Here is a 25260-nt window from a genome sequence, read left to right as displayed (position 1 = left end):
GTGACGAACTGGGCGTATTGCAGCAGGGCATCCAGCGCATGGGCGCAACCTTGCGCGAGCTGATTTCCGGTATTCGCGACGGCGTTACGCAGATTGCCAGCGCTGCCGAAGAACTGTCGGCGGTCACCGAGCAGACCAGCGCGGGCGTCAACAGTCAGAAGGTCGAGACTGATCAGGTGGCGACTGCCATGCATGAAATGTCAGCCACAGTGCATGAGGTAGCGCGCAACGCCGAGCAGGCTTCGGTTGCCGCTTCCGATGCCGACAACCAGGCCCGTGAAGGCGACAAGGTCGTAGGCAAAGCCATCCAGCAGATCGAGAGGCTGGCCGCCGAGGTGGTGCGCTCATCCGACGCGATGAACGTGCTGGAGCAGGAAAGCGACAAGATCGGCAAGGTCATGGATGTGATCAAGGCCGTCGCCGAGCAGACCAATCTGCTGGCACTCAACGCGGCCATTGAGGCTGCGCGTGCCGGGGAAGCCGGTCGCGGTTTTGCCGTGGTGGCCGACGAGGTTCGTGGTCTGGCACAACGAACCCAGCAGTCCACCGAAGAAATCGAGGGCCTGGTCGCTGCATTGCAGAACGGCACTCGTCAGGTGTCGGGCATCATGCTGGGCAGTCGCACGCTGACTGACAGCAGCGTCGAGCTGACGCGCAGGGCCGGGACGTCACTGGAAAGCATCACCCGGACTGTGTCGAACATTCAAGCGATGAACCAGCAGATTGCCGCCGCTGCAGAGCAACAAAGCTCGGTGGCCGACGAAATCAGCCGCAGTATCGTCAACGTTCGCGATGTATCCGAACAGACCGCCGAAGCCAGCGAAGAAACCGCAGCCTCCAGCGTTGAGCTGGCACGTCTGGGAGGCCAGTTGCAGATGATGGTCAGCCACTTTCGGGTGTAATGAGGGCTGCATGCCGACGCGGAGCGCCGCACGATAGTTGAAGCAGTTGAGATTATCGTTGCGCACGCGCCAGCGTCGGAATGCCTTGCGTGACGCTCTGCGCCGCGCATTCAAAGTCGCACGATAACTTAATCAGTTGAGGTGATCGTTCATCACACGATGGGCAGGAGCGTCAGCGCACTATACGTTGGTATATATAACCCATACTGACAGATAAACATGACCTACTTTTGCAGGTTATATCTATTGTTCAAACCTCGATAAGCTTTACCTCATTATCCGGCAGCCATTAATGCCTTTTATGTCTAATCGCTGACAGCCCGTCTGCTCATAGAGCCGGCGTGTCTGCGCCTGCACAGCCGATGCGAGGTGAGCAATGCATTCTATATTTGAATTCGGTAAAAGCCTGCGCACGCCCCGTTTTGTAAAACCCGGCGCGCGCACTCCGTACTGGGCCGATGGCCTCTGCCTGGTCATTATTGCCGTGTTTATTGCACTGGTGCTGTATGGCACAAGCCAGATGATGCAGCCACTTGCCGCGTTGAACTCAAGCCCGATGAGCCTGGACCCGGCGCGCCTGCCCGAGTATGCATTGCGCACCACACTGCGCATGTTCATCGCACTGGCGGCCTCCCTGATCTTCACGTTTGTCGTGGCCACCCTGGCGGCAAAAAGTCGCAAGGCCGAACACGTGATTATCCCGGCGCTGGATATTCTTCAGTCGGTTCCGGTACTGGGGTTTCTGACGTTCACAGTGACGTTCTTCATGGGGCTGTTTCCCGGTCGGCAGATGGGCGTTGAATGCGCAGCTATTTTTGCCATCTTCACCAGCCAGGCATGGAATCTCGCGTTCAGTTTCTATCAGTCAATGCGCACCGTGCCAAGCGACCTGAATGAAGTCACACGCCAGTTCGGGCTGTCCCCAGTGCTGCGTTTTACCCGCCTTGAGTTGCCGTTCGCCATACCGGGGCTGGTATGGAACATGATGATGTCGATGTCCGGCGGCTGGTTTTTCGTGGTCGCCTGCGAAGCTATTTCAGTGGGTGATACCACGGTCAATCTGCCTGGCATCGGGTCATGGCTGGCGCTGGCCATCGAGCAGAAAAACCTTGGCGCGATTGCCTGGGCGGTGGGCGCAATGGCGCTGGTGATTCTGGCCTATGACCAACTGCTGTTCAGGCCTATCGTGGCGTGGGCGGACAAGTTCCGCTTCGAGCAAACCGCCTCGTCCAAGCGTCCGCGCTCCTGGATGTACAGCCTGCTGGGCCGTTCCCGAGTGGCGCCCATGCTCGGTTCGATCCTGGCTGCGCCGTGGAAATGCCTGATGCTGATCGACTGGCGCGTGGCATCCCGGCTCTGGAACGTAAAGCTCTCGCCTGGCGTTGTCCGGTTGCTCGACTGTCTGTGGCTGGGGCTGGTCATGGCCGCCTGCCTGGCCGGGAGTGTCTACCTGTTCAGGTTCATCGAGACATCGCTGGGCCTGAGCGATCTGGCCACTGCGTTGGGTCTGGGGCTGGCCACGATGGTACGGGTGATCGTATTGATCGTCATCGCAAGCCTGATCTGGGTGCCTGTCGGTGTATGGATCGGCTTGCGTCCGGTCTGGGCCGAGCGGTTGCAGCCCATCGCGCAGTTCATGGCAGCCTTTCCCGCCAACGTGCTGTTCCCTTTTGCCGTGATCGCGATTGTCGGTCTGCACCTGAACCCGGACGTCTGGCTCTCGCCGTTGATGGTGCTCGGCACACAGTGGTACATCCTGTTCAACGTGATCGCCGGGGCAAGCGCCTTGCCTACCGATCTGCGCGAAGCGGCGACCATGTTCAACATGCGCGGCTGGCAGTGGTGGCGGCGAGTGGCCTTGCCGGGCGTGTTCCCTTACTACGTCACCGGAGCGCTGACTGCATCGGGTGGTTCGTGGAACGCCAGCATTGTCGCCGAAGCGGTGTCCTGGGGCGATCAGCACCTGGAAGCGGCGGGGCTCGGTGCTTACATCGCCAACGCGACCCAGGCGGGAGACTTTCCACGCGTCGCGTTGGGCATTGTCGTCATGTCGGTCTTCGTGATCGGGTTCAACCGGTTGCTGTGGCGTCCGCTGTACGGGTTTGCCGAGCGCCGCCTGAGTCTTGTGTGAATTTTTGTAAGGGAGGGCGCCATGATGATGGCTGTCGAAACGCGTTGCCTGGTAGATGTTCAGAAAGTCCGACATGTGTACGGCAAAGGCAGCAAAGAGCGCCTGGTGCTGGATGACGTGACACTGAAGCTCAACGAGAACGAAATAGTCGGCCTGCTGGGCCGCTCCGGCTCGGGCAAGTCCACGTTGTTGCGCTCCATCGCGGGCCTGGTGGCGCCCACCGAAGGCGAGGTGAGCTTTCCTCGTCGTGCACAGGGGCGAGCGATGTCGGTGGGCATGGTGTTTCAGAGCTTTGCCCTGTTTCCGTGGCTGACGGTGCTGGAAAACGTCGAAGTCGGGCTCGAGGCGCAGCGCGTGCCGGCAGCGGTACGCCGCAAGAGGGCGCTGGCGGCCATCGACCTGATTGGCCTGGACGGTTTCGAAAGCGCCTATCCCAAGGAGCTTTCCGGCGGCATGCGCCAACGCGTGGGCATGGCGCGAGCGCTGGTGATCGACCCTGATGTGCTGCTGATGGACGAACCCTTTTCCGCACTCGATGTGCTGACGGCTGAAACCCTGCGCACCGACCTGCTGGACATGTGGAGCGAAGGGCGCATGCCCATCAAGTCGATCCTGATGGTGACGCACAACATTGCCGAGGCGGTGCTGATGTGCGATCGGATCCTGCTGTTCTCCTCCAATCCGGGCCGGGTGATCAGTGAGATCAAGGTCGATCTGCCCCAACCGCGCAATCGTCAGGACCCGATTTTCCGCGCGCTGGTGGAAGAAATCTACGTGCTGATGACCCAGGACAACGATGCCGGCGAGATTCGTCAGGGCGTATTTCCTGGCACCGGGCTGGGCATGGTGTTGCCACAGGTGTCCACCAATGCGCTGGCAGGGCTGATCGAAGCCATTCATGCGCCGCCCTACAGCCTCAAAGCGGACCTGCCGGAGCTGGCCAGTGCACTTCACTACAATGCGGACGAGCTGTTCCCGATTGCCGAGGTTCTGCAACTGTTGCGCTTCGCTGAACTGAAGGGCGGTGACATTCGCCTGCTGCCTGCCGCAAATCGCTATGCGCTGGCGGATGTGGATGAACGCAAGCAACTGTTTGCCCAACACCTGTTGAGCTTCGTGCCGCTGGTGGCGCACATTCGGCGGGTGCTGGATGATCGCCCCACGCACACAGCCCCGGCGCGGCGATTTCGCGACCAACTGGAAGACTTCATGTCCGAAAGCGATGCCATGCAGACCCTGAATGTCGTCACACAATGGGGGCGCTACGCCGAGCTGTTCGCGTACGATGAACTGGCCGATCAGTTCAGTCTGGATAACCCGTCCTGAGATGTGTAAGACATACTCTGCGGGCGTTTGAAGAGCGAGAGGGTGCCGATGCACGAGCCAGAATCCTGTAGCAGGGCTGCGATGGCAGTCAGGTGGGTCGCTTTGCTGGCGCTGGCGCTGGTGATCGCGGTGGCCGATACCCTTACCGATCTGGAGATCGCCGTGGGGGTGTTCCAGATCGCTGTGGTGTTGCTGGCAGTCTGGTTTTTGCCGGCCAGGGGCGTGATTGTCGTGGCATTGGTGTGCATGTTGCTCACGGTGGTCAGTTACGAGATGACCACCTCCAGAGGCAGTGAGGCGTCCGGGCTGATCAACTGCGTCATCAGTCTGGCCGCCATCGCCATAACTACCTGGCTGGCGTTGCGCATGGCGCGGGCCATCCGCACGGTCCATGAAGCGCGTTCGCAGCTGGCGCACATCGCCCGGGTCAACCAGTTGGGCGAGCTTGCTGCGTCCATTGCCCATGAGGTGAATCAACCGCTGTCCGCGATTGTCATCAGCGGTAACGCCTGCCAGCGCTGGCTGGCCACCGAGCCTGCCAATCTGGAAAAGGCCCGCCAGGCCGTCGAGCGCATGATCGGTGACGCCAACCGCGCCGGGGATATCATCGTGCGAGTCCGCGCCCTGGCGAAGCGCTCGTCGACGCACAAAGAGTGGATCAGCGTGGCAGACACGGTGGCCGAGATCGTCGCGCTGGCGCACAGCGAGCTGGACGGGCAGGGCGTGACACTGTCGGTTGACGTACCTGAGGGCATGCCACCATTGCTGGCTGACCGGGTGCAGATCCAGCAGGTGTTGCTGAACCTGATGCTCAATGGCATGGACGCGATGAGGAAAGTCGAACCCGAACAGGCGCAGTTGAATGTACGGGTCGAGTGGCGTGGGGGCATGGAAATCGAGTTCACTGTCAGCGACAGCGGCATAGGGGTTCAGCCGGAAGAAGCCGACCGGCTTTTCGACGCTTTCTATACCACCAAGGAGGAGGGTATGGGGATTGGCCTGGCGATCAGCCGGTCTATCATCGAAGCTCATGGCGGCCGGATCTGGATGACGCCCAACCCGTCAACCGGGGCTATGTTTCATTTCACTCTGCCCACTGGAAAGATGGAAAGCTGATGAACACAATCACCACCGCTCCGCAGGCCGAAGAGCCGATCATCTTTGTCATTGATGACGACCTTTCGGTGCGCTCGTCTCTGGAAGACCTGCTGGCATCGGTCGGATTGCGCAGCATGCTGTTCGGCTCGACCCGCGAGTTCATGGACACCCCTCGTCCTGACGCGCCGGGCTGCCTGATCCTGGACATCCGCATGCCGGGCATGAGCGGCCTGGACTTTCAGGAGCATATGGCCAGGTCGGGGATTTTTCTGCCGGTCATTTTCATCACCGGGCATGGCGACATTCCCATGTCCGTGCGGGCAATGAAGGCCGGTGCGGTAGAGTTTCTGACCAAGCCCTTTCGTGAACAGGACCTGCTGGACGCACTTCAGGCTGGGCTTGAGCGCGACCGTGGCCGTCGGCGCAACGCCGCCATCGAAGCCGAGTTACAGCGTCGTCATGCCAGCCTCAATCCGGGCGAGCAGCAGGTGATGGAACTGGTCGTCAGTGGCTTGCTCAACAAGCAGATTGCAGCCCGCCTGAATGTGAGTGAAATCACCGTCAAGGTCCGGCGTGGTTCGGTCATGCGCAAGATGGAAGCCGACTCTCTGGCCGACCTCGTCAAGTTTGCCGAGCGGCTCAAAGAGCTTCACTGATCAAGCGTCAGGATCGGACGCAGAACGTCCGCAAATACCGGCGGGGGCTCAGGTACGGTGGCGTTCTCTCGTGTACGGATTGTGGGGATACGCTGGGTTCCGCCTTGCATCGCAAAACGGCGTGCTCACTCATTCACCAGCTGCGGCAGCACGTAGTTGCGCACGACGTACAGCGAGCCTTCTACGCTCAGATGCCCCGAGTCGATCTGCAGCAATGAGCGGCTGTCTTCCACACGTACCAGACAGGCATCGGCGATGCACAGTTTGTCGATCAGCGACACAAACCGGATGCCTGCGGATGCGGCCAGCCTGCGGGTTGCCTGGTCCACCAGCATGACGCTCTGATCCAGTGCCGGATCGCGGATATGCGACTCGCTCAGTCCCCAATGACGGTTGACTATGACGCTGGGCAGCGATGGATTCCACGACGGTACCGGGCCGATCAGCACAATGTGCTTCACGCCAAAGCCTTTGAGTCGGGTCGCGATCCGCTGCCAGTCGGTTTTGTCATGGCCATCTTTTTGCGCAATGACCACGATGTCCGGACGTAGCCTTTCGATACTTTGCAGGGCAGTCCTGTTGGAGTAATCGCAGGCTTTGCTGGTTGCCGAGGTACGGCCCGCATGGTCGCTCAGGCCGGGCAGACAGCTGGCCGATGCCACCTGGTAGAAGGGCGTATTGCGAGTCAGCAGGGTTCGTAGCCCGAGCGACAGCGCCTGTGCGTGAGAGTCACCCCACAAGAACACGCCCCCTGGCCCCTGTTTGCGAGTACAGGCCTCGTCGATGCCCGATTGGCCACGCTGGGTGAGGGCGGAAAAGGCATCACATTTCAGCCAATAAGGCTCGTACAGGTTGTGCTGGCGATCAACGTATTCCTGAATGAAATGCGCCCTGTCCGAAACGCTGATCGGGCGAAGTGGCGATACCACCCCTTGCGTTGCACTCACCAGCGCGCCACCCATGAACACCAACACGACCAGCGTACCCAGCGTGGTAAACCTGCGGCGCGGGTCAGGCTGATGGGCACTGGCGGACTGCTCGATCAGCCGCGATGAAATCAGCCCCAGTATCACCGCGATACCAATGCCCGGCAGCACCGTGCGAGTCTCGTTCAGCAAACCGGCGTAGTTCATCCACACCACCACTGGCCAGTGCCACAGGTACAACGAGTACGACAGTTTGCCTGTCCACTGAAACAGCGGGTTGCAGGTCAGCAGCGAGTCATTGCGTGCCGCCGCGATCACCGCGAAAGTCCCCAGCACCGGCATCAATACCAAGTGCCCTGGCCATGTGTCCTGCACTGACAACAGGCAGAAACCGGCCACGATCAGCCCCATTCCGACCTGCTCCAGAACGCGTTGCTGCATGGCCTTGAGTTGCAGCGGGAACAGGCATGCCACGCCACCCGCCAGCAGCTCCCAGGCGCGGGTCGGCAGCAGGTAGAAAGCAGCCTCCGGCCATTGGGACGAGGCAAGCACACACAGCACAAAGCCCCCCAGGCATGCACCCAGCACCCACCAGCGCAGGTTGTGCAGCGCGACGAAGCGAGCGAGTAACAACAGCGCAATCGGGTACAGCAGGTAAAACTGCCATTCCACCGACAGCGACCAGGTGTGCAGCAGCCATTTTTCATGAGCACCGGCGGTGAAGTAACCGGCCTCGCGCCAATAGACAAAATTGGAGACGAACCCCAGGCTGCTGGCCACCTGCGTGCCCAATGCGCTGTAGTCCAGCGGCAACAGAGAAACCCAGCCCAGCACCAGCAAGGCAAGACACAGCGTGGCAAGGGCCGGGACAATGCGTCTGGCCCGCGACGCATAGAACGCCGCCAGCCTGAATTTGCCGCTCCTCAGGCCCCGCAGAATGATCCCGGTAATCAGATACCCCGAAATCACGAAAAACACGTCCACACCGGCAAAACCGCCAGGCAGCCAGGCAGGCTGGAAGTGAAAGAGCAGCACTGCGATCACCGCGATGGCGCGCAGTCCGTTAATGTCTTTTCTAAAGTCCATTTGAGAAAGCCATCCAGTGGATGATCGTGCGAAAGGGGCTACGGATCAGCCGAAAACGACCGTTGCCAACAGGATTGTCGGTATTTAGCGGGCAGTCGACGTCAGGCCGAATGCCTGGCCCGTAGCGGAATGTCGTGCGCCAATCACATGACCAATTGCCAGGCCTATAAACAGGTTGGCAACAGCCACCTCGAACATGTCAGTGGTCCAGCTGATCAGGCACCAGCAGAAGCTGATGGCCAACAGCATGTGACCGACACGGGTCTGGTCGTCGATCAGCCTGAACAGCAGCGGTATCTGCAGCGCATACAGCAACAGCCCGAGCACGCCCAGCATTGCCCACAGATACAGGGCCGAGCTGTCCATGCCGAGAAAGACTCCGCCACCGGCCACCGGAAACAACCCCATCGTGCTACCGACCATGCCGAAGCCCGCGCCACTGATCATCCAGCCTTCGCGGCTCATGGCACTGATCAGGCCGGGCCAGGTATTGATCAGCCGGTCATACAGCGACGCCAGAGGGCCGCCGCTGCTGACCACGTAGGCATCAGGACTGGCAATCAGCCCCAGAGTCGGCAGCAGCAACCCGATGCCCACCACTACGGTACAGAGCGCCCGGCAAGTCCAGTTCATCCGCCGCATCGACAGCAGAACGATGGTTAAGGCAAACGCGGCCGCCGGTGCTTTGCTGGTGGTCAGCACGATGGCGTAAAGCGCCGTGGCGCTCAGCAACAGCATCATCAGGCGCGAGCGCAGGAACATGAGCAGGTACAGCGTGTAGAAGGCGATCATGATCGACAGCACATTGGACACTCTGGCGAAGCCGGCAATGCGGTCCACCTCGTCCGCGCTCCATGTGGTGTTGGCGCTCAATTCGGTTTCACCCACGCTGTAGCTGTAGCCCTTCCAGGGCACCGAGGTGAACTTGTCCAGAGCGATGCCCAGCAGTGAGGCCAGCAGGCAAAAGCCGATGGCCCGGTACAACAGTTTGCGGCGATACAGCAGGTGCTTGCCACAGACCAGGCCAAACACCAACGGGCTCAGTGCAAACAGACTGAACGCGAGGTTGTAGACACTGGCGCGATGCAACATGGCCAGCAGCCCTGAAATCAGCCAGAGGATCATGAACGTCCAGAACAACCTTCCGGCTCTGAACGTGCGCAGTTCAAGCGTAAACAGCAGGATGCAGGCGGCTTTGGGCAGGTAGAGCAGGGGGCTGATGCCTGCCTGATCGAAGTAGAAACGCAAGGCTCCGGAAAAGGTTTCGACCAGTATCAGGCTGATCGCGACCCATACCATCACTGTGGACTTGTCAAAGGACATCAGCGACGACCTGGCGTCGGCGCTGTTCGCAGTAGTCAACGCCATGCTGGCTGCCTTCTGATATGCGTCGAGGGAATTGCGCGGACAAAGCTACCGCACGACGATCACGAGGCTCGCGTCGATACAGGAAGGCTTTGGGAGATAAAGGGTCTGGAGCGAATGCTCGCAACGGCATGACAACACGTATATCAGTCGCAGTTTGGGCAACTGTCAATTAATTAATCGGGATTAAGGGTTATGTGCTGCACATCCTGCCCGGAACGACATGCCCATAAACACACCTGTCGTTCCTCACGCTTCGGCCTGGACACCTTGCGCTCCACACGCTCCAGCCCAGACACCTATCGTTCCTCACGCTCCGCGTGGGAATGCCTTGCGTGACGCTCTGCGTCACAAATCTGCGACGCGCTACAGTTCTTGTATAGGAATTTCAATAATTCCTATACAAGGTAATTCGCCGAAAAAGGTTCTCTCGGCGTGATGCCGACGTGGCGTCGATTCTGGGGAAACGCGTTTTGCCGTGTTTCGTGAATGTCAGGCGCACCTTCCCCGCATCAGTCCCGTACATACCTCAATTTCGCGATGCTTTGGGCATTGTTGACCAGGCCCTGCACTGTCAGGCCGGCGATGGCTGCGGTGTACACCATCCGCGCTCCGCACAGCACGCAGCTGAACGGATCCCGAGGCAAGAACGCTTTGCTCATCTGCGCAAAATACAGTGTTTGCGCTTTGCCACGCCTTTCCATGCTTAGCGCCTCATACACCCGGCGCAGCATGTTGGCCTGGCTCAGTGTTTCCTGCTGATAGGGGTTGTAAGCCGGAACCGCCGAAATTTCCGTCATGGGCGGGAAGCCAGTACTGGTGCGGATTGATGCCAATTACTTGGTCTTTCACGGAACTCATTTTTTGTCAGCGCCACTTAGTGTGAGCTTTTTTTCATAAATAGAGTGCTGATCCTTTCGGTGCAACCGAAAGTGCGGAGGTTTTTGGGAGGGTGTGCAATGGTTAGCCGAGACTCAGCCACTGTGATAGATCCTGTATTTCAGAGCGTCATCGCTGATCTGCTGAAAAAATATCAAATCAATGTTTCCCCAGCAGATACTCAGGGTCGGGACGTTTTTATTGTGTCCATTGAAAACCTGGACATTTATCTTATGGGCAATCTACGAGGTTATCTGAGTATTGCCTGTAAAGCGGGAAGACTTTCAGAAGAGGTTGGTGATGACGCTTATATGGCTTTACTGTCGGAAAATCTTTTCGGCCTTGAGCATCCAGTGCTGAGCGTGGGCGTCGCTCCGGAAACCAGAGAAGTACTACTTTCTACGCGGCAACCCTTGTCGGAACTGGACTCTGCCGGAATATTCAGGCTGGTCGATAGTGTCATCGAACATGCTCAGGCACTGGGGGAGTGGCTGAAATCTCCGCTCGGCAATCGGTCTGTATCATTTGCGAGAGCGCCTGCATCACACGGGCTGCATCCATCGATTAAATTGTGAGGCGCTGTAATGTTTCGTTGCTTTGCTGGACCAAGCGGTAGCAGCCCGACCCACTCGACCAATCACTATGTTTCCTTATCAGACGCTCATGACTCGCGCCTTGAGTCATTGTCTGCGGGAAGGCGCAATGGTCAGATAATCCAGGTGTCTGCGGCGACCTTCGACACAATGTCTCTGGCGCATAATATCTTGCTGAAGACCGCCCATGAAACTTTTCCGGACGGCCCGGGGAATCAAGAAGCCAACGTGTGGATGAGTGGCGGACGAAGCTGGATGCGCAAGGAAATGTGCCGCAGTCGTGTTGACGAACGAGCGAGCCAGGACCAGCAGATCAAAGGCATAATGGAGACCGGTGGCGGCAATTGCGGTGAGTACGCGAAAACGGTATTTGCCGAGCTCCAGCGCAATCAGAGGAACGTGCCTGTGCTTAAAGTGCTGGAGTCATATCAGCACAGCCTTGTGATTGTCGGCGACTGGCGAGACCGCAACACTGGCGACCATGCGGTAGTAGTGGATCCTTGGCAGGGGCTGAAAAAAGTTCATACATATGGTGAGAGAAGCGTTACCACGACGCCTGTTGTCACCGAGACCGCTTCTGAAGGCGGTCCTATACGGTCTGCCAAGCTTAAAGCTGCATTTGCCCTCAAGCCCGTTTCCAACGACAGGGTGGATGCTGAAATAAGAGCGAAGTCGTATTCAAGCTCCAGCGGCGCTTTTTACGCACAATCGGTAATTCGAGAAAACAAGCCGGTCATGTTCGATCAAGTGGCAGGGACGCAAAACCTGCACACCGTCTATCGGGATCCATCCGGGAGGGAGTCGGCTTTCAACAGCGTGCCGCTTTCTTACCTTGAAAGCTACCTGAATGCTAGAGACGCTATCGTAAACAATTATGTCTGAATAAGGGGGTGTACGCCGGAATCCCCGAAAATTTCCCTCGGAAAGCATCAAGCTGGTGCTATGTGGAGGGAGGCTTCATGTCTTCATATCGATGCGTAGGAAGATGTGCCTTCAATGAAGGCATACGATTCGGGCTGCTTACCGGTCTAAGCTTCAGATCGGTTGCACTGCTTCAACGCGGAGCTGGAACGCGGCTTGTCAGAGCCGGACGCGGAGCGTCCGGAACGACATGCCCACGCTGGAGTATGGGCACGATAGTGGTCCTGCAGAGACCTTGCGCTCCTCGCGCTGGCGTTCCTGCAGATACCTATCGTTCCTCACTCCGCGTGGAAATGCCCTGCGTCACACAGCTGCGTATCAAGGGTACTTGCGCTTGTCCGGTGCTGGCGGGAAGTACTGGTACATCCACGTTTCGCTCAGCGTACGGTCGCCGGTGCGGATGAACATGCGCATTTCAACCGGCTCGACCGAGTCGCTGTCCGGCACCCAGTCGAAGGTGACACGGTAGCCCTTGATGTCCGGCAGCACGAGGATGTTGAAGTCCTGCACCTTGCCATGAGTGACGGTGACGATGGGTTCGATCCCGGTACCTTCCGGCAAGCGATCCAGGCCGCCGCCGTTGAAGTCCACCGCAAAGCGGCGTGCCCAGGTTTTCGGGTAGTGCTCGCCCGGCGCCCAGCCTTCAAGAAAACCGCCCATGCCTGAACGTGTGGCGTGGACTTGCGCCAGTGGCGTGCTCACCGGTGGCAACGGGCTCCAGAACAGCTTGTAGCCATAGTTCATCGAGTCTCCGGCCTTGACCGGCGTCTTCGGTGTCCAGAACACCACGATGTTGTCCATTGTCTCGCCAGTGGTGGGCAGCTCCAGCAGGCTGACCTCGCCTTCGCCCCACGCCGTGATCGGCTCGACCCACAGGCTCGGGCGGCGGCTGTACCAGACCACAGTGTCCTGATAGCTGGAGAACTCGTGATCGCTCTGCACCAGCCCGAAACCTTTCGGATCGGTGTCGGCGAAGGCGCTGAACTGTGGTTTGGCCGGGTTGTTCAGCGGACGGCAGATCCACTCACCATTGCCGCGCCACATGGACAGGCGATCCGAGTCGTGAATTTGCGGATGGATGGTGTCGCACATGCGCCGTTCGTGAGTACCGCAACTGAACATGCTGGTCATCGGTGAAATGCCCAGTTGCTGGATATCGGTACGGGCATTGATGTGCGCGTCGATTTCCATGACCACCTGACCGGCCTGACAGTCGATGTCGAAGCGGTAGGCGCCGGTTGCACTTGGCGAGTCGAGCAGCGCGTACACCACAAAGCGCGTTGCGTTCTTGTCCGGCGTTTCAAACCAGAACTTGGTGAAGTCGGGGAATTCTTCCTGACGTTTGGCATAGCTGTCGATGGCCAGGCCACGGGCGGACAAACCATATTGCTTGTTGCTGTCCACGGCCCGGAAGTAGCTGGCACCGAGGAACGAAACGACGTCGTTGATGGCGATTTCAGGCGCCTTGAACAGTTTGAAACCGGCAAAGCCCAGATCGCCCTTGACCAGGTTCTTGTCGATCCCGCTGTTCTCGTAGTTGAACAGGTCATGGCGGAAATGCACTTCCCGCGCCTGCTTGCTCTGCGGGTCGACGCTGTACATGCGCACGGGGGTCTTGAAGCCCATGCCGACGTGGAAGAAATGCACGTCGAGCTGGCCGTGGACGTCTTTCCACAGCGAATGATTCGGATCGTAGCGGATGGCATTGAATTGCTGCGGCGTCATGTTCGCAAGTACCGGTGGCAGCACCTGCTTGTTGCTCACATAACCTTTGCTCGCAAGCTTCTTGGCATGCGCCTGCAACTCTGCAAAATCGAAGTGTTCGATCTCGCCATCGGCTGCGGCGGCCAGTGCCCGCGCAGCAAAAAGCCCCGAGGCCGATACGCTGCCGTAGGCGGCCAACGCCATGGACGCTTTCAGGAGATTTCTGCGATTCATAAAGGTGAAGCCTCTGAGTAATTCTGTGCGTCCTGCACAAAAAATGGCGCGCCAACGACTCCTTGCCGAACGCAAACTACCCACAACAGATAACAAAGACGAGATCCCGTTCGGAAATCGGCCAAAAAAAAACGCCGATCATGGGTAATGAACCCGGCGTGTTGACCGCTGTGACGCTGATTTTTGCGCCGCTGCAGACTAATCGATTAAGCGCATCGCCGCTTGGCGCAAGGCTTCCAGCCGATGGAGGCAAGACGCGCTGAACAACCCGGGGCCTTCGACCGACACAAAAAAATTTTTTGCCAGGCAATATTCAGCAATCATTTTGCTGGCGGGCGGTCCCGCCCTCTGCCCGACTTCAGGTCGATTTGCCCGTCAGGCAGCGCCGCTATCTCGCATTCGTTCAGCTAACAGTCCTGACGAAAGTTTCACTCTGCGTGTTATATCGTAACGCTATGATGCAACTGCATTAATGGATGCCGATACGGGGCTCTCTACAGCAATGATCAGCGGGTACCGGGGTAGCGATGCGGGTTGATTTGGGTGAGCACGAAGGCCTCGAAGGCCTGCCGCGTTTTCAAATGGCGGCGCAACAGGTTCGGCGTCTCGGACGATTGATGTATGTGACCGGTGGAGCAGCGGCGTTAGGGCTGCTGCTGGCGTTGTCCATCGATCTGTTTTCCCCCGGCTCATTGTGGATGGCCGTGCTGGGCAATGCCGCGGCGGCGCTGGTGCTGCTCACCGCAGGCTTGCAGTCGGCCAGGCACGTGGCGATGTGGCGCGCCCGCGCGTTGGCAGTACCTGTCGCAGAAGCGTTTCCTGAAACGGCAGACATGCTCGATGAGACCGGCTGGTACGAGCGTTTTCTCTCCCGGCTGAGTCATTCAGGCGAGTCGCTGGTCAGGCACATCGGCAGCTCCACCCTGTGGCTTGCCGGGTGGGCGTTACTGGCGTTGATCATTGTTCGAGCCTTCTGGAATCTGACGTTGTCTGGCTCCGACCTTTCGACGGCAGGCAATCTGGCCGGCAGCATCCTGTTGCTGTTGGCGTTCGGGCTTCTGGTCATCGAACGGCAACTGAGCAGTGAGCCCGACGGCCAGTCGCCGGAAGCCGGAGCGCTGGCGCAACTGGTGCGCATGACGCTCATCGTTATGCTGATCGGCGCGCTGTGCCTGTTCTTCTCCAGTGCAGATCGCGCCTGGCCTGCACGACTGGCCGTGTTGATCGGCCTGCTGCCGCTGGGCGTGGCGCTCGAATTTCTGTCGAGGGCTGCGTTATCGGTCTTCAGCCCGCGCACGCCGCGCATCGAGCCACGTCTGCTGGCTGCCAGTTTCATGGCTGACCTGTTGCGTTGGCCACCACGCCCTCTGCTCGCCTTACAGCATGAACTGCACAACCGCTTCGGCATTGATCTGCGCCAGATCTGGGCTTTTACCTACATGCGCCGTGCCTTTTTGCCGGTGCTGGCGGCGGTGGCAGCGCTGGGCTGGGCGCTGAGCGGCGTGCATGAAATTCCGATGCAGGGGCGAGGCATTTATGAGCGGTTCGGCAAGCCCGTCGAGGTGTTCGGGCCTGGTCTGCATGCAGGCTTGCCTTGGCCGTTTGGCCGTGTTCTGGCGGTTGAAAACGGTGTGGTTCATGAGCTGGCGACCAGTGTTTCTGCAGCCGATGCTGCCGAGCAGACGCTTGACCCGGCTGAAGGACCACCGCCGGGCAGCGCCAACCGACTGTGGGATGCCAGCCATATCAACGAGAAATCCCAGGTTATTGCCAGCAGTGCAGGCGACAAGCAGAGCTTTCAGATCGTCAATATGGATGTGCGGTTCGTCTACCGCATCGGCCTGACAGATGCCGCAGCGATGGCGTCGACCTATAACAGCGCCGATGTTCCGGCCCTGATTCGCAGCACGGCCAGCCGCGTGCTGGTGCATGACTTCGCCTCGCGTACGCTGGATGAACTGCTCGGCGAACAGCGCAGCGGGCTGGCCAATGACATCGGCAAGGCCGTACAGGCTGACTTGCAGCGCCTGGACAGCGGCGTCGAACTGCTCGCCACGGTGGTCGAAGCCATCCACCCGCCCGCTGGTGCCGCCAATGCCTATCATGCCGTGCAGGCGGCGCAGATCGGCGCGCAGGCATTGATCTCCCGCGAGCGCGGCGCGGCCAGTGACAAGGCCAATCAGGCCTGGCTCAATGCCAGCGTTGCTCGCGATCAGGCCAGCGCCGCTGCGCGCGAGGTATTGGCCACGGCGCAAGGCGCGGACCTGCGCTTCAGTGCGGAGCGCCAAGCCTACGCCAAGGCGGGGCAGGCGTTTTTGCTGGAGCAATACCTGGCCCAACTGACCGAGGGCCTGGGCAATGCGAAGTTGCTGATTCTCGACCACCGTCTGGGCGGCGACAACCCGCCGACCATCGACCTGCGTACCTTCATCCCACCGGCAGACCCAACGGCGCCGCGTAAAGCCGTTCAGTAAGGAGTCGTCCCTTGAGTCTGTTCCATCATCATCACGATCACGCCGACCATAACCATGACAGTCACGGGCATGGAGGTCACGGCCATCATCACCACCATCACGGCGCGTCCGGTCCTGCCGCTTTCCCCTGGCGTCGTGCAAGCCTGGCTGCCGTGCTGATCGCCTTTGCGATTGCCGCGGCGAGTCTGGTGCAGGTGCGTTCCGGGGAAGCGACAGTCGTCACCCGCTTCGGCAATCCCTCCCGCGTTTTGCTGGAGCCTGGCCTCAACTGGCGCTGGCCCGCACCGTTCGAGGCGACCATTCCGGTGGATCTGCGCCTGCGTACCACCTCCAGCGGTTTGCAGGATGTCGGCACCCGCGACGGCTTGCGTATCATCGTTCAGGCCTATGTGGCGTGGCAGGTGCAGGGCGATGCCGACAACGTGCAGCGCTTCATGCGCGCGGTACAGAACCAGCCTGACGAGGCGGCCCGGCAGATTCGGACCTTTGTCGGCTCTGCGCTGGAGACCACAGCGAGCAGTTTCGACCTGTCCAGCCTGGTGAATACCGACGCCAGCAAGGTGAATATCACCGCGTTCGAAAATCAATTGCGCCAGCAGATCGATCAGCAATTGCTGGCAACCTATGGCGTTCGCGTTCTGCAGGTCGGTGTCGAACGACTGACTCTGCCGTCGGTAACCCTCAACGCCACCGTGGACCGCATGCGAGCCGAACGCGAGACCATCGCCACCGAACGCACCGCAGTGGGCAAACGCGAAGCCGCGCAGATTCGTTCGGCCGCCGAGCGCGATGCGCGCATCGTCGAGGCCGATGCCACGGTCAAGGCTGCCGATATCAAAGCGCAGTCCCGCGTTGAAGCCGCGCAGATCTATGGCCGCGCCTACGCCGGGTCGCCGCAGTTGTATAACCTGCTGCGCTCGCTGGACACTCTGGGCACCATCGTGACGCCAGGCACTCGTCTGATACTGCGCACCGATGCCGCACCCTTCCGTGTGCTGGTAGATGGCCCGCCGACGCTGGACGGCAAAAGCGGAACGCAACCATGAGCCAGCCGGTCGACGAGCCTGTGACGCAACGGCCGCCTGCCAACAGTCCCTGGTTGCAGGCGAGCCGTCTGGCGTTCCTTGGGTTGTATGGCGTCACTCTGCTGGCAGCGCTCGCCTGGGCCACCTCCAACGTTCGCCAGATTGATCCGCAGAACCGTGCAGTGGTCATGCGTTTCGGCGCCATCGAGCGGGTTCAGAACGCAGGACTGCTGACCGCCTGGCCGCAGCCGTTCGAGCAGGTGGTGCTGTTGCCCTCGGCTGATCGGGTAATCGAGCGACGTGTGGAAACCTTGCTGCGTTCGCCCGCTGCACTGAAAGCGGACGAAATTGCGACCCTGTCGGCCCCCATGAGCGACGCCCTGGCAGGTTCCGGCTTTCTGCTGACCGGCGATGCCGGGGTTGTGCAACTGGACGTGACCGTGTTCTACAAAGTGACTGATCCCGACGCCTTCGTGTTACAGGGCGATCATGTGTTACCCGCGCTTGACCGCCTGGTCAATCGCAGTGCCGTGGCGCTCACCGCAGCGCGGGACCTGGACACCATTCTGGTTGCCCGTCCCGAGCTGATCGGCCCTGACAGCCAGGCCGCAGAGCGCCGTGAACGGCTGCGCGGCGATCTGGTGCGCGGCATCAATCAGCGTCTGGCGGAGCTCGACGCCACCGGGATGGGCATCGGTGTCGAAGTGGCTCGGGTGGATGTGCAGTCGAGTCTGCCGACGTCGGCAGTCAACGCATTCAACGCCGTGCTGACGGCCAGTCAGCAGGCCGATCAGGCGGTGGCCAATGCGCGCACCGATGCCGAAAAGCTGACCCAGACAGCCAATCAACAGGCTGACCGAACCCTGCAAGTGGCGCACGCACAGGCGTCCGAGCGACTGGCCAAGGCACAAGCGGCCACCGCAACGGTCACCAGCCTGACGCAGTCTGCTGACAACCACAGCGATCCCGGCCTGATGCAGCGTCTCTACCGTGAACGCGTGCCGGCCATCCTGCATCAGGCCGGTTCGGTGACCACCGTCGACCCTAAAGACGATTCCCGCCTGATCATCCAGGGAGCACCACAATGAGTGGCGAAGCCGTTCACACCCATGACGCCGCCACACCCGACGCGGTTGGCAGCCTGCTGAGCAATGCAGAACAGCGCAGTGCAGCCCGGCAACTGACCCTTGCGATGCTGGCGCTCGGCGTGTTGCTACTGGGGCTGGTCTGGCGATTTTTCGCCCCGCAGCAGGAAGGTGTCAGTCAGTTGTTGTTGGGCGCTGCGTCACTGTTGGTGGCAATACCGGTGATCAGCGCCGGCTGGCACAGCCTGAGGCATCCGAGCCTGCACGGCATCACTGACCAGTTGATCGCGCTGGCGATGCTCGGTGCCTGGGCCACTGGTGATTTGATGACCGCGGCCTTGCTGCCGATCATCATGATCTTTGGTCATGTGCTGGAAGAGCGCAGCGTGATCGGTTCGCAGGAGGCTATTGAAGCGCTGGGTCGCCTGACCCGCAGCCAGGCTCGTTTGCTGGGGACCGATGGCAGTATTCGCGAGGTCGACAACGCGACGCTCAAAGCCGGCGATCGGGTCGAAGTGCGTGCGGGTGACCGTGTCCCGGCGGATGGTCGGGTGCTTTCCGGCCAGGCCAGTCTGGACACCTCGTCGATCACCGGTGAGTCGGTGCCGCAGGAAGCCACGGTCGGGATCGAAGTGTTTGGCGGGGCGATCAACCTGGACGGACTGCTGCGTATTGAAGTGACCCGCATCGGCGACCAGTCCACGCTGGGCAAGGTCATCGCGCTGATGCAGAGCGCCGAACGTTCCAAGCCGCCGATTACCCGCCTGCTGGAACGCTACGCAGGCAGCTATATGGTCTTGGTGCTGCTGATTGCGGCGCTGACCTGGTTTATCACTCAGGATGCCCAGGCGATGCTGGCAGTGCTGGTGGCTGCCTGCCCCTGCGCGCTGGTGCTCTCGGCCCCGGCCACCGCCATCGCAGGTATCGCGGTTGCGGCGCGGCACGGGATTCTGATTCGCAGCTCGGCGTTTCTTGAAGAGCTGGCGGACCTCAACTCACTGGTTGTGGATAAAACCGGCACGCTGACCTACGGACGCTTGCGCTTGCAGTCGGTGCAGGCTGACGGGCCGCAGCACCCGCAATTGCTGGAGCTGGCCGCCAGTCTGGGGTCGGCCAGCAGCCACCCGGTCAGTCGGGCCTTGGCCGGTCTTGTGGATAACGCCTGCTTGCTGCCGTTGCTGGACACCCGTGAGCGTCAGGGGCTGGGTGTGGTGGCGTCGACCGGGCAGGGTGAGGCTGCGTTGGGTCGCCCGGAGCTGTTCGAACAGTTGGGCATTGTCACGCCTGCCGTTCCTGTACACGACGGTCCGCTGGCCGGGCTGTCGCTGGATGGTGTTTTTCTGGCCTGGCTGCTGCTGGCCGACAGCGTCAAGCCGGAAGCGCAGGCAGCGCTGTTTGAATTGCGTGAACTGGGCATGGGGCGGCAGTTGTTGTTGACCGGTGACCGGCAAAGTGTGGCCGATACCCTGGCGCACGATATTGGTATTACAGACGTTCAGGCGCAGGCCTTGCCTGAGGACAAGCTGAGCCGGGTCATGGGCGAGATCGCCAATGGTTTCCGGCCAATGGTGGTGGGCGACGGCGTCAACGATTCGCTTGCTCTGAAGGCGGGAGTGGTCGGCGTTGCCATGGGTGCGGGTGGCGCGGACATCGCGCTGGCTTCCGCCGATATCGTGCTGATCGGCAGCGATCTGCGCCGCCTGGGTACATGCGTGAGGCTCAGCCGTCAGTGTCGTCAGACGTTGCAGGTCAACGTGATCATCGGTCTGGGCTGGACGCTGGCCATTGTGGCCCTGGCCGCCTTCGGTCTGCTCGGCGCTGCCGGTGCGATGGTCGCGGCTATCCTGCACAATCTGAGCACCTTGTTGGTACTGGGCAATGCCGGACGTTTGCTGCGCTTTCAGGAGCCATTGCTCAAGCTCCAGACGTTCCATACACCGTATCAGGGCTCGAGCCGGCAGCGATAATCAGCGCTTTAAAACGGCTTGAGCTTTGACGAATTCTGTTACAGATTAAGCGCTGTGTTTCAGTGTGTGATCCAAATTCAGGCTGTCTTTCGGCTCGAATCAGTGGGCACAGGGCTGTTCCCCGAAGTTGATTCATTGCAGTTTTGCCGTCGCCAATAGCCTTTGCGGGCCCTGTTGCGGGGTCCTTGCTGGATTTCTCTTTTTGAGTTTCTGGATAAGGGGGTGATTTTGAATGCTTACACAACTTCCAACGACCCTGCAGAACCTGCACCTGCCGCTACGGCTCAAGCTCTGGGACGGACATCAGATGGACCTTGGGCCTGCGCCCAGCGTCACGATAGTCGTCAAGGATCCGCAACTGGTCTCCGACTTCAACCATCCCAGCCTGGGCTTGCTCGGCAGTGCGTTCGTTGAGGGGCGGCTGGAGCTGGAAGGTTCGATCAGCGAAGTTGTCCGGGTGTGCGATGAACTGACTCATGCGCTGCTGGACGATGATGACAGTGCCGAAAACCCGGCCCGCGTTCAGCATGACAAGGACACCGACGCGGCGTCGATTGCCTACCACTACGATGTATCCAACGAGTTCTACCAGCTCTGGCTCGACAGAGAGATGGTCTACTCATGCGCATATTTCAGGACCGGTGACGAATCGCTGGAACAGGCGCAGCAGGATAAATTCCATCACCTGTGTCGCAAGCTGCGGCTCAAACCGGGTGAATACCTGTTGGACGTAGGGTGTGGATGGGGCGGCCTGGCACGGTTTGCCGCTAGCGAATACGGCGTCAAGGTCTTCGGCATCACACTGAGCCAGCAACAATTGGCGCTGGCCCGTGAGCGGGTGAAAGCCGAAGGCCTGGAAGACAAGGTCGATCTGCAATTGCTCGACTACCGCGACCTGCCGCAGGATGCACGCTTCGACAAGGTGGTCAGTGTCGGTATGTTCGAGCATGTAGGGCACGCCAACCTGCCGTTGTACGCACAGTGTCTGTTCGGGGCAGTAAAGGAGGGCGGGCTGGTGATGAACCACGGTATTACCGCGCGGCATACAGACGGTCGTCCTGTCGGGCGCGGTGCCGGTGAGTTCATCGACCGCTATGTATTTCCCAATGGCGAGCTGCCGCATCTGGCAATGATCAGCGCCCATATCAGCGAAGCCGGGCTGGAAGTGGTCGACGTGGAGAGCCTGCGTCCGCACTACGCCAGAACCCTCGAACACTGGAGCGCACGGCTTGAAGCCCGGCTCGATGAAGCGGCCCGCATCGTGCCCGAACATACCCTGCGGATATGGCGCCTGTATCTGGCAGGCTGTGCCTATGGATTTGCCAAGGGCTGGATCAATCTGCACCAGATACTTGCGGTCAAACCCTTTGCCGACGGCAAGACCGGGCTGCCGCTGACGCGGGAGGATATTTACCGGTGAACGGTGGTGACCAATGCCGAGGCTCTGGGAGTTTGCAGAGCCTGGCTTCACGCAAGACGGTCTTCGTGCAAGGCAGGCTCATCAGGGCGTTACGATGCGGTTAAAGATGTCTTTCATGGGGCCGTAATTTACGTCGACACCATCGATATTGGCTTTAACCCATTCGTCCTGGCTGATGCTTTCCCAATCGAGTTCATAATCGGCAGACAACGCAAGGTGTTCAAAGAGGATGCGCTGAACCCTGCCGTTGCCTTCGCGGAAGGGGTGGATCATATTGAGCTCACAGTAATACTCTGCCAAGTGTCCACAGAAGGCGTCTTTTTCCAATTCTTTTAACCAATTGATCTTTTTGAGGCCGGCAAAGATTTTCAACGCCTCGGCTTCAATTCGCGCGGATGTACAAAAGCGGGTTCCACCTTTTGATATGTCTACGCTCCTGACTTTTCCTGCCCACGCATAGAGGTCAGAAAACAGTTGGTGATGCAGACGTTTTAGGGTGTCGAGACTGTAAGGAGGTGCCACGTATTTGATGCGATTAACGGTGATTGCGGTAATTTCCCTTTCTGCCGCCTCAAGGTCATCCATGCCTTGAATGTTCAACCTGTTTTTTAATACCGACGAGTCGGGATAGCAATAGTGGTCATGAGAGGCATCGTATCGGTCCATTGATCATCTTCTGTGTTTAGCCAGTATCATCTCCAACGACGTTTCTTCGTCAGTGAAGTGTAGATGAATGCCTTCCAGTTTCGAACTGTTTATAAAATTTCTGCGTTTATTTTGTTCAAAGCGTTTGTGCGGATCAGTGGCGTGATTAAACCTATACATCGAGCACGTTTGAATGACCCGGTCGAGCTCTGTCTGATTTTTTGCCGTTATCTTAAAACCAAGGCTTTCTGAGAGTCTGCGTCTGGCGTCTTTGAAGGTTTTCTCACGGGCAGCCAATTGCACAGAGGCGTTATTCGCGCGTAGCGCTGCGCGGAGGGCTTCAAGCTTTGAGCACAATGCCATCCAGCCGTTAACGCCAAGTTTCAACATCAACTGAGCCTCGATGCATTTTTTCACGTCGATGAATGTACCGAGCCTCTTCAGATCGTCGATTTGCTCAGCCTGTAATACCTGCTGCAGTGACGTCTTCATGCTGAGTCCAGTAAGTCTATCAATGCCAATGTCCATGCCGGTGTTGATCAAGATTTTAGAGAATATTAGCTGTTTATCCAATGTTCACAGCGCACTGACTATCGCAATGGGCTGTCCTCACAAAATCGGCGAGATCAGCCTCGCAACGCGCATGCCTAACTGATGAAGGCGCCGTGTCTCGTGGCTTTCCTGGATGGATATTTCTCGCGCGAGGGCAAAATCGGCAGTGAGCATGGCTTCGACCTGACGGGAAAAGTCGCTGTCGACGGTTAGCAGCATCAGTTCGAAGTTGAGGCGGAACGAGCGGTTGTCGAGGTTTGCGCTGCCTATTGCGGTGATTTCGTTATCGACCAGCACGACCTTCTGGTGCAGAAAGCCCGGTTCGTATCGGAATACCCGCACGCCGGCACGCACCGCATCGAAGGCGTACAGGCTGGAGGCTGCGTACACCACGTAATGATCGGGGCGCGAGGGCAGCAGCAGGCGCACATCCACCCCGCGTAACACAGCCAGGGTCAGAGCGGCGCTCACAGCTTCGTCCGGGATGAAATAAGGACTGGTGATCCACACTCGCTCTTCGGCAGCATGGATGGCTTCGACGAAGAACAGCGAGCAGGTTTCCTGTGCATCGGCCGGACCACTGGTCAGCAACTGACAGAGCACACCGTCTTCGGGAAATTCGTCAGGCAGACTCAGCGGTGGCAGTTCGCGAGTGGCCCAGAACCAGTCTTCGGCGAACGACTCCTGCAGACAGGCGACTACCGGGCCGATGACTTCTACATGGGTATCGCGCCACGGTGCCAGCGGTGGCTTCAGCCCCATGTATTCATCACCGACGTTATGCCCGCCCATATAGCCCTTCAGGCCATCGACAACGACGATCTTGCGGTGGTTGCGGAAGTTGATCTGAAAGCGATTGAGCCAGCCGCCACGCGTGGCAAAGGCTTTTATCTGCACGCCACCGTCGCGTAAGGTGTCGATATAGCTGCCTGGCAAGGCGTGACTGCCGATCCGGTCGTAAAGCACGAAAATCGCTACGCCCTCGGCAGCTTTTTCCAGCAGCAGGGTTTGCAACTGACGACCCAGCTTGTCGTCATGAATGATGAAGAACTGAATCAGAATGGTTTTTTTAGCCTCGCCGATGGCTTTAAAAATTGCCCCGAAAGTTTCTTCGCCGTTAATCAACAGCCTGACCTTATTGTTGGCCAGTGCAGGCATGTTCCCCAGTTTGGGCATTGCACGCAGTGCCGCATAGGCATCCGAGCGGCGTGCTGCTACAGCCTCCTCGATCCAGGGCCGCCAGTTCAGGCTGCCAATCGCAATTCGCATTTCCTGGTTGGCTTGGCGACGTGCCTTGATATAGGCGTCGAACGAGCTTCTGCCGAACACCAGATAAGGCAGCAGGGTGAAGTAGGGGATGAACAGCAGCGGCATCGCCCAGGCAATCGCCCCTTGAGAGGTGCGCACGGTCAGCAATGCGTGAATGGCTGCACCTGTGCCGAGCAAATGAATGAAACCGAGGACATAACCGAAAAAGTACGGGTCGTGATAATCCATGTGGAACAATGCTCCTCGCCTTTGCTGCCTAACAGACCACAGCTGGACCCGAATGTCGCTATTTTATTCCCGGTGCAACTGGGCGGTCCCTGTGCCGTCTAAGGCTTATCTTTCGGCTGGATCACTCTGGCCGCGTTTACATCTGCAATCGTCCATCAGGAATCTTGAAATGAACAAACGTATGTTGGCCTGGATGTTTTGCCTGGCTACCCCTCTGGCTCAAGCTCAAATGCTGCAGCCGGGGTTGTGGGAGCTGACGTCGAGCAATATGAAGGTGGACGGACAACAACTGCCGGACATGCAGTTGATGCTGGGGCAATTGCAGAACCTGCCGCCTGAGCAGCGCGCCATGATGGAACAGATGATGAAGAAGCAAGGCGTCACGCTCGGCGGCAAAGGCGTGAGAGCCTGCCTGACACAGGCCCAAGTACAGTCGGACGATATCCCGCTCACTGATCCGGCTTCCGGATGCACGCAAAAGATTACTGCAAGAAACGGCAAGACCTGGAACTTCCAGTTCAGTTGCCCGAAAGCTCAAGGTACCGGGCAGGCGAAATTCCTGAGTGATCGTGAATTCACCACGAACGTGGTGGGTACTTTCAACGCCACTGGTCAGCAACAGAACGGAAGCATGGATACTCGTGCCGTGTGGCTGGGCCCGCAGTGTGGCAATGTGGCTCCGCGTACCTGATCAAATTCAGAGACTTATGTTCCACGTGGAACACGCTGTCTTGAGGTGATGACTTTTTGTCGCTGCTGCAGCGGTGCCAGATG

The 25260-nt window shown here is 59.2% G+C and carries 19 protein-coding genes and 1 pseudogene; 13 read left to right on the top strand and 7 right to left on the bottom strand.

Going from position 1 to position 25260, the window contains the following annotated elements:
- Positions 1-38: 38 nt before the first annotated feature.
- The 5 genes from ALO80_RS32625 to ALO80_RS21435 all read left to right on the top strand — a co-directional run bounded on the left by ALO80_RS32625 (position 39) and on the right by ALO80_RS21435 (position 6113).
- Positions 39-902, top strand: a complete 864-nt coding sequence (locus tag ALO80_RS32625; protein ID WP_408003288.1) for a methyl-accepting chemotaxis protein — start codon at positions 39-41, stop codon at positions 900-902.
- Between the two features lie 376 nt (positions 903-1278).
- Positions 1279-3033, top strand: a complete 1755-nt coding sequence (locus ALO80_RS21450; protein WP_055010437.1) for an ABC transporter permease — start codon at positions 1279-1281, stop codon at positions 3031-3033.
- A gap of 21 nt (positions 3034-3054) precedes the next feature.
- Positions 3055-4359 (top strand): ABC transporter ATP-binding protein, encoded by a 1305-nt coding sequence (locus ALO80_RS21445; protein WP_055010436.1) that lies wholly within the window; start codon positions 3055-3057, stop codon positions 4357-4359.
- Positions 4360-4407: 48 nt separating this feature from the next.
- A complete protein-coding gene (locus tag ALO80_RS21440; protein ID WP_055010435.1) occupies positions 4408-5475 on the top strand; it encodes a sensor histidine kinase in 1068 nt (355 codons plus the stop codon).
- Positions 5475-6113 carry a response regulator transcription factor gene (locus ALO80_RS21435; RefSeq protein WP_055010434.1) on the top strand — a complete coding sequence of 213 codons (639 nt, stop codon included), beginning with the start codon at positions 5475-5477 and terminating at the stop codon, positions 6111-6113. The genes ALO80_RS21440 and ALO80_RS21435 overlap by 1 nt, the downstream gene beginning before the upstream one ends.
- Positions 6114-6238: 125 nt before the next feature.
- On the opposite strand, the gene ALO80_RS21430 is transcribed toward ALO80_RS21435, so the two are convergent.
- From ALO80_RS21430 to ALO80_RS21420, 3 genes and pseudogenes are all read right to left on the bottom strand, one after another.
- Positions 6239-8125 carry an acyltransferase family protein gene (locus ALO80_RS21430; RefSeq protein WP_055010433.1) on the bottom strand — a complete coding sequence of 629 codons (1887 nt, stop codon included), beginning with the start codon at positions 8123-8125 and terminating at the stop codon, positions 6239-6241.
- Positions 8126-8209: 84 nt separating this feature from the next.
- Positions 8210-9493 carry a hypothetical protein gene (locus tag ALO80_RS21425; RefSeq protein WP_055010432.1) on the bottom strand — a complete coding sequence of 428 codons (1284 nt, stop codon included), beginning with the start codon at positions 9491-9493 and terminating at the stop codon, positions 8210-8212.
- A gap of 509 nt (positions 9494-10002) precedes the next feature.
- Positions 10003-10254: pseudogene (locus ALO80_RS21420) on the bottom strand (IS91 family transposase); the annotation flags it as partial.
- Positions 10255-10449: 195 nt separating this feature from the next.
- On the opposite strand from ALO80_RS21420, the gene ALO80_RS21415 reads away from it, so the two are divergent.
- A complete protein-coding gene (locus ALO80_RS21415; protein ID WP_055010431.1) occupies positions 10450-10944 on the top strand; it encodes a CesT family type III secretion system chaperone in 495 nt (164 codons plus the stop codon).
- Between the two features lie 168 nt (positions 10945-11112).
- The gene (locus ALO80_RS21410; RefSeq protein ID WP_055010430.1) at positions 11113-11844 is read left to right on the top strand and encodes a hypothetical protein; all 732 of its coding nucleotides are present in this window, start codon (positions 11113-11115) and stop codon (positions 11842-11844) included.
- Positions 11845-12201: 357 nt separating this feature from the next.
- Here the strand turns inward: ALO80_RS21410 and ALO80_RS21405 are convergent, their stop codons facing one another.
- Positions 12202-13821 carry a glucan biosynthesis protein D gene (locus tag ALO80_RS21405; RefSeq protein WP_055010429.1) on the bottom strand — a complete coding sequence of 540 codons (1620 nt, stop codon included), beginning with the start codon at positions 13819-13821 and terminating at the stop codon, positions 12202-12204.
- Positions 13822-14348: 527 nt separating this feature from the next.
- Between ALO80_RS21405 and hflK (ALO80_RS21400) the strand changes: the two genes are divergently transcribed.
- The 5 genes from hflK (ALO80_RS21400) (at position 14349) to cfaB (ending at position 21792) form a co-directional block, all read left to right on the top strand.
- Positions 14349-16295 carry a protease modulator HflK gene (gene hflK / locus ALO80_RS21400; protein ID WP_055010428.1) on the top strand — a complete coding sequence of 649 codons (1947 nt, stop codon included), beginning with the start codon at positions 14349-14351 and terminating at the stop codon, positions 16293-16295.
- A gap of 11 nt (positions 16296-16306) precedes the next feature.
- Positions 16307-17341, top strand: coding sequence for a protease modulator HflC (hflC, locus tag ALO80_RS21395; protein WP_055010427.1), 1035 nt, complete (start codon positions 16307-16309; stop codon positions 17339-17341).
- The gene (gene hflK, locus ALO80_RS21390; RefSeq protein WP_055010426.1) at positions 17338-18408 is read left to right on the top strand and encodes a protease modulator HflK; all 1071 of its coding nucleotides are present in this window, start codon (positions 17338-17340) and stop codon (positions 18406-18408) included. The genes hflC and hflK (ALO80_RS21390) overlap by 4 nt, the downstream gene beginning before the upstream one ends.
- The gene (locus ALO80_RS21385; protein ID WP_055010425.1) at positions 18405-20372 is read left to right on the top strand and encodes a cation-translocating P-type ATPase; all 1968 of its coding nucleotides are present in this window, start codon (positions 18405-18407) and stop codon (positions 20370-20372) included. The genes hflK (ALO80_RS21390) and ALO80_RS21385 overlap by 4 nt, the downstream gene beginning before the upstream one ends.
- Positions 20373-20604: 232 nt before the next feature.
- Complete coding sequence (gene cfaB, locus ALO80_RS21380; RefSeq protein WP_055010424.1) at positions 20605-21792, top strand: C17 cyclopropane fatty acid synthase CfaB; 1188 nt, start codon at positions 20605-20607, stop codon at positions 21790-21792.
- An 81-nt stretch (positions 21793-21873) separates the two neighbouring features.
- On the opposite strand, the gene ALO80_RS21375 is transcribed toward cfaB, so the two are convergent.
- From ALO80_RS21375 to cls, 3 genes are all read right to left on the bottom strand, one after another.
- On the bottom strand, positions 21874-22458 hold the full coding sequence (locus ALO80_RS21375; protein WP_055010423.1) for a putative adenosine monophosphate-protein transferase Fic: 585 nt from the start codon (positions 22456-22458) through the stop codon (positions 21874-21876).
- A 3-nt stretch (positions 22459-22461) separates the two neighbouring features.
- A complete protein-coding gene (locus ALO80_RS21370; protein ID WP_055010469.1) occupies positions 22462-22929 on the bottom strand; it encodes a YhfG family protein in 468 nt (155 codons plus the stop codon).
- Between the two features lie 117 nt (positions 22930-23046).
- Positions 23047-24486 carry a cardiolipin synthase gene (gene cls / locus ALO80_RS21365; protein ID WP_055010422.1) on the bottom strand — a complete coding sequence of 480 codons (1440 nt, stop codon included), beginning with the start codon at positions 24484-24486 and terminating at the stop codon, positions 23047-23049.
- Positions 24487-24655: 169 nt separating this feature from the next.
- Between cls and ALO80_RS21360 the strand changes: the two genes are divergently transcribed.
- The gene (locus ALO80_RS21360; protein WP_054984304.1) at positions 24656-25177 is read left to right on the top strand and encodes a DUF3617 domain-containing protein; all 522 of its coding nucleotides are present in this window, start codon (positions 24656-24658) and stop codon (positions 25175-25177) included.
- The last annotated feature ends 83 nt before the right edge of the window (positions 25178-25260 follow it).

It is taken from the genome of Pseudomonas caricapapayae, from assembly GCF_001400735.1.
In the GTDB taxonomy this organism is placed as follows: Bacteria; Pseudomonadota; Gammaproteobacteria; order Pseudomonadales; family Pseudomonadaceae; genus Aquipseudomonas; species Aquipseudomonas caricapapayae.
Note: the sequence above shows the minus strand (reverse complement) of the source record. Positions and strands in the feature narration are given on the sequence as shown.